Source organism: Caballeronia sp., from assembly GCF_049581465.1.
Classification (GTDB): Bacteria; Pseudomonadota; Gammaproteobacteria; order Burkholderiales; family Burkholderiaceae; genus Caballeronia.
In genome coordinates this window covers 1-5,016 of sequence record NZ_JBAUSA010001017.1, presented here as the reverse complement: position 1 = coordinate 5,016, position 5,016 = coordinate 1, and the positions used below count along the sequence as shown (strand labels likewise).

Annotated in this window: 7 protein-coding genes; all 7 read left to right on the top strand. The window is 60.5% G+C overall.

All coding sequences use genetic code 11. From position 1 onward, the window contains the following. Positions 1 to 157 precede the first annotated feature (157 nt). The 7 genes from WCA53_RS24880 to WCA53_RS24850 are packed head-to-tail and all read left to right on the top strand — an operon-like array spanning position 158 to position 4,966. On the top strand, positions 158 to 475 hold the full coding sequence (locus WCA53_RS24880) for a non-heme iron oxygenase ferredoxin subunit (RefSeq protein ID WP_423916682.1): 318 nt from the start codon (positions 158 to 160) through the stop codon (positions 473 to 475). A gap of 16 nt (positions 476 to 491) precedes the next feature. After that, on the top strand, positions 492 to 803 hold the full coding sequence (locus WCA53_RS24875) for a recombinase-like helix-turn-helix domain-containing protein (RefSeq protein ID WP_423916684.1): 312 nt from the start codon (positions 492 to 494) through the stop codon (positions 801 to 803). Positions 804 to 837: 34 nt separating this feature from the next. Next, positions 838 to 1,908 (top strand): Rieske 2Fe-2S domain-containing protein, encoded by a 1,071-nt coding sequence (locus WCA53_RS24870; protein ID WP_423916680.1) that lies wholly within the window; start codon positions 838 to 840, stop codon positions 1,906 to 1,908. After that, the gene (locus WCA53_RS24865) at positions 1,901 to 2,656 is read left to right on the top strand and encodes an SDR family oxidoreductase (RefSeq protein WP_423916678.1); all 756 of its coding nucleotides are present in this window, start codon (positions 1,901 to 1,903) and stop codon (positions 2,654 to 2,656) included. Before WCA53_RS24870 ends, WCA53_RS24865 begins: the two co-directional genes overlap by 8 nt. A gap of 48 nt (positions 2,657 to 2,704) precedes the next feature. After that, positions 2,705 to 3,232, top strand: coding sequence for a cupin domain-containing protein (locus WCA53_RS24860; RefSeq protein ID WP_423916675.1), 528 nt, complete (start codon positions 2,705 to 2,707; stop codon positions 3,230 to 3,232). A 4-nt stretch (positions 3,233 to 3,236) separates the two neighbouring features. Continuing rightward, positions 3,237 to 4,106, top strand: coding sequence for an alpha/beta fold hydrolase (locus WCA53_RS24855; RefSeq protein WP_423916673.1), 870 nt, complete (start codon positions 3,237 to 3,239; stop codon positions 4,104 to 4,106). Further along, positions 4,103 to 4,966, top strand: a complete 864-nt coding sequence (locus tag WCA53_RS24850) for an IclR family transcriptional regulator (RefSeq protein WP_423916671.1) — start codon at positions 4,103 to 4,105, stop codon at positions 4,964 to 4,966. Before WCA53_RS24855 ends, WCA53_RS24850 begins: the two co-directional genes overlap by 4 nt. Positions 4,967 to 5,016 lie beyond the last annotated feature (50 nt).

Below are 5,016 nucleotides of genomic sequence, written 5' to 3'. Positions count from 1 at the left end.
CTGTAGGAGAGGTCAAGCACCCATTGATGAGACTAATCAGTGTTTTCACTGAGAGCGCTATTTATCTATTTGATCAGCGAGAAACCACTTCTATAATAACCACATATAAATCAACGTTCCGTATATGGAACAAAACGAACCCCGGAGAAAGTGAGCAATGGCTAAGCAATGGCGTTGCGCCGGACATGCCGGTGACTTGTCGGAGGACTCTCCGATCGAATACAAGATCGAGGGCGGCGCGCAGGTCGGTATCTATCGCGTCGGCGACGAGCTGTATGCGCTTGAGAACGTGTGTCCGCATGCTTATGCGCTGCTGACGCAAGGTTTTGTCGATGGCGACACGGTTGAATGTCCGTTGCACGAAGCCGTTTTTCATATCCCGACAGGCAAGTGCCTGAAAGAGCCCGGTGGCCGCGACTTGAAGACTTACGCGGTTCGACTCGCCGGCGAAGAAATCCAGATCAAGGTGGAATGACATGGCAACGAATGACGTGCACGAAGTACCCGTGAACTTCAATCCCTCGCTCAAGCCGTGGCTTGCGCCGCAGCCCAACAACGTGGCCGGCAAGGGCGTGATCGAAAAGCCGGGCGAGATCGAAAACTTTATCTGGCAAACGCGCAAGGCCGAGCCGACGCAATACGAAAACGACTTCGGCGATGCACTAGAACGCGTGTTCGATGCAGGCGCGCTCGAGCTGGATCAGGTCGCTAACGGCTTGAACGGTATCGGCTTTCGTACGCCCGAGGGTGCTGCGTGGACCGAGGAGCGGCTTGCTGCCGAGTTCCGCACGCTGGCCGACTGAACGCCGCACCTACCGATATCAGGAGTAAAGCTAAATGACGTCTCCCAATACAGATAACGTGACCGACGGGATTGAACCGGTTCAGGCGTACCTCGATCGAGGCTTGCGTAATTACTGGTACCCCGTCGCGCCTAGCTGGCAAGTGGCGAATGCGCCGATCGGCCTGACGCGTCTGGGCGACCAGATCGTGCTGTGGCGCGACCATGACGGCCACATTCATGCGCTTGAAGATCGTTGCCCGCATCGTGGCGCGCGTCTGTCACTCGGATGGAATCTCGGCGGCAGCGTGGCATGTTGGTATCACGGCATCGAAGTCGATGGCAGCGGCACGGTGCAGAAGGTGCCGGCCGTGCCCGCTTGTCCGCTCGAAGGGCAGAAATGCGTGAAGTCGTATCCGGCGCAAGAACATGCCGGCGCGATCTTTCTCTGGTTCGGTGACGATGCCAACAAGGAACCCGCACCGCTGCAATTGCCGGAAGAACTGGTCGGCGAGGAATACGCGAGCTTCTTGTGCATGTCGCACTGGAAGTGCAATTACCAGTACGCAATCGACAACGTCATGGACCCGATGCATGGCGCGTATCTGCACGCCACGTCCCACTCCATGGCCGATGGCGACAAGCAGGCCGAGATGCGCGTGCGCAAGACGGACACCGGTTTGATGTTCGAAAAAATCGGCCAGCGCGACGTGAATTTCGACTGGGTCGAGATCGGTGAAACCGGTTGTCTGTGGATGCGCCTGGCTATTCCGTACAAGAAGAAGTTCGGCCCGGGCGGCAACTTCGGGATTATCGGCTTCGCCGTTCCTGTCGATGAAAACAATTGCCAGGTCTATTTCTGGCGCACCCGCAAGGTCTCGGGCTGGCAACGTGACGCGTGGAAATTCATGTATCGCAACCGCCTCGAAGGACTGCATTGGGCGGTGCTGGAACAGGATCGGTACGTACTCGAAAGCATGGCGCCGAACGCGCGCGACCACGAGTTCCTGTATCAGCACGATGTCGGCATGACGCGCGTGCGCCGCATGTTCAAGCAACGGGCGCAACAACATCTTGCCGCGCTCGACGCGCTGAAAGTCCAACAGCCGGAGCACGGTCATGCGTGATGCGCTCGCCGGACGCCGGATTCTTGTCACCGGCGGTGCGCGCGGATTGGGCGCGGCGTTCGTCACATCGCTGGCTCAAGCGGGTGCGCGCGTGGCGTTCGGCGACGTGCTTGAAGACGAAGGCCGGGCGTTCGCGAAGACGCTGAGCGAAGCGGGTCATCGCGTGGACTTCGTGTCGCTGGATTTAAACGACCCGCTGAGCATTCAGGCGTGCGTTGCGACGAGCGCCGAGCTGATGGGGGGTATCGACGGGCTTGTCAATAATGCGGCGATCACGAATTCGGGCGGCAAGAATGCCGACGAATTAAGCACCACGACGTGGGACGCCGTCATGAGCGTCAACGTTCGCGGAACCTGGCTCATGAGCGTCGCTGCCATGCCGCATCTTCGGGCGTCGGGGCGCGGAAGTATCGTGAATATTGCGTCCGATACCGCCCTGTGGGGCGCGCCGAAACTGCTCGCGTATGTGACGAGCAAGGGCGCCGTTATCGCGATGACGCGTTCGCTTGCCCGCGAGTTCGGTGCGCATGCCATCACGGTGAACGCCATTGCGCCCGGTCTGACCGAAGTCGAAGCGACCGCCTATGTGCCGGCTGAACGCCACGAGTATTACTTGAAAGGACGCGCGCTCAATCGTGCGCAGGTGCCCGACGACGTCAACGGTCCCGTCCTGTTTCTCTTGTCCGATGCAGCGCGCTTCGTCACCGGTCAGCTACTGCCGGTGAACGGCGGCTTCGTCATGAACTGATTCAGTCACTCAAGCAATAACGAACTCAACCTCTTGAAGGAGCAATCAATGGCCGATGCGGATATCGAATGCAAGTCGTGGGAACAGCCCGAAGAAGCGAGCTTCGCCCAATGGATGGACTCACGTGTCGCACGTCTTGAAACGCGCAAGTACGACTGGGATGCACTGAAGTTCCAGGCGGACTACGACCCGAAGTATCGCCGGGCGCAGATGCGTTATGTCGGCACGGGCGGCACCGGTGTCGCGAAGGACGTGAACGCGGTTCCGGCCGGCGGCTTCACGTTTTCCACCATGGTCATTCCGGCCGGCAACATTGGTCCGAGCCATATTCATATGGATGTCGAAGAAATTTTCTTCGTGATTCGCGGAAAGATGAAAGTGGTGTGCGAGAAGGACGGCGAGTCTTGGGAGACGATCGTCGGCGAGCGTGACCTGATCTCGGTGCCTCCGGGCGTGTATCGCACGGAAATCAATATTGGCGATGAAGACGCGCTCATGTGCGTGATGCTCGGCGCGGCCAAGCCGATCACGCCGACGTATCCGCCCGATTCTCCGCTGGCCCGGCTTAAGCGCTAAGCCGATGACATCGCCCGCTTTCACGCTCACTCACGCTGACGCGCTCGCTCGTTTTCCCGAGCAGCTTGCCGTTGTCGCACAACGCACGATCGGGTATCGCAAGGCAGGTGACAAGCACCTGCGCACCATGCCAATCGTGATGTTGCACGGCATCGGCTCGGGCGCAGCATCCTGGGTGCGCCAGATGGAGACACTGGGGGACACACATCAGGTGCTTGCGTGGGACGCGCCAGGGTATGGAAAGTCGCGCCATGTAGAGGCGGCATCGCCGGTGGCATCGGACTATGCAGACGCGCTGAGCGATTGGCTCGATGCACTCGCGATCGAACGCTGCGTGTTGGTCGGTCATTCGCTTGGCGCGATCGTCGCGGGTTCGTTTGCGAGCAAGCAGGCGGCGCGGGTAGCTGGACTGTTGCTGTTGTCTCCGGCTGGGGGATACGGCGCGGCATCAGCGCACGTGCGTGAAAACAAGCGTGATGCGCGCCTTGCGATGCTCGCTGAACTCGGGCCGCAAGGGTTGGCTGAAAAGCGCAGCGTGAACATGGTGTCGGGCGGCGCAAGCGAAGACGCGCGGGAGTGGGTGCGATGGAACATGGCGCGCATTGACCCGGTCGGCTACGCGCAGGCGACGCATCTTCTCGCCAACGCGGATCTGGCGTCCGACCTGACGCACTTCAAAGGCCGCGTAGCGGTCGCGGTCGGCGCCGAAGACCCGATCACGCCGCCCGCTGCCTGTGAACCGATCGCGAGAGCCGCCAACGTCAGCCTGCAGGTGATTCCCGGTGCGGGTCACGCGGGCTACATCGAAGCGCCGGTGCGCTACAACGCCTTGATCGAGGCGTTCAGCGCGCAATGTAAGGGAGCCACGCAATGACACTCGAAACGCTCGCCAGGATGGCTGACGACGCTGACAAGGAGGATGGCAATTACATTGTGCCGGGACTCGAGCGCGGCTTGAAGATCCTGGCCGAATTCTCACCGCGCGAGCCGGTACTCGGCGCGCCGGAATTGTCGAAGCGCCTGAAGATTCCGCGCACCACGGTGTTTCGCCTGTTGCAGACGCTCGAATCCCTCGGCTACCTGGAACGCGCTGACAAGGACCGGAACTACAGGCTGGGCGTGGCCGTATTGCGGTTGGGTTTCGAGTATCTCAGCTCGCTGGAGTTGACCGATCTCGGCTTGCCGATCATCGAAGCCTTGCGCACGGCGACCGGGCTCACGAGTCACATCTTGATTCGTGACGGCCGGGATGTCGTGTTCGTGGCGAAGGCCCAAAGCCAGGAGCCGATTTTCAGCTCGGTGAAGGTCAATGTCGGTACGAGACTGCCTGCCCACGCGACCACGCACGGTCACGTGCTAATGGGAGATCTTTCCCTCGGTGAACTGCGCGCGTTGTATCCCGAGCCCGTGCTCGCGCGCTTTACGCGGCTCACGCCGGAAACGGTCGAGGCGCTGTACGACATGGTTCGCGCCGATGCCGAGCGCGGTTATGCGATCAGCCAGTCATCGTTCGAACGCGGCATATCTGTCGTCACTGCGCCGGTGCGCAATGACACGGGGCGCATTGTCGCGGTGATCACGATCACGATTCCGCGGCCGGAAATCGATGCAGCGCTGCTGGAAACCGGCCTGGTGGACAAGGTGCGTCATGCGGCCGCCGAGTTGTCTTCTCGCCTGAACTATCGGCCGGGTGCGCAGAGCCAATATCTGAAATCGCTAGGACTGAAATCATGATCCAGATCGACCTCACCGGCCAGGTGGCCGTGATCACGGGCGGCTCGTCG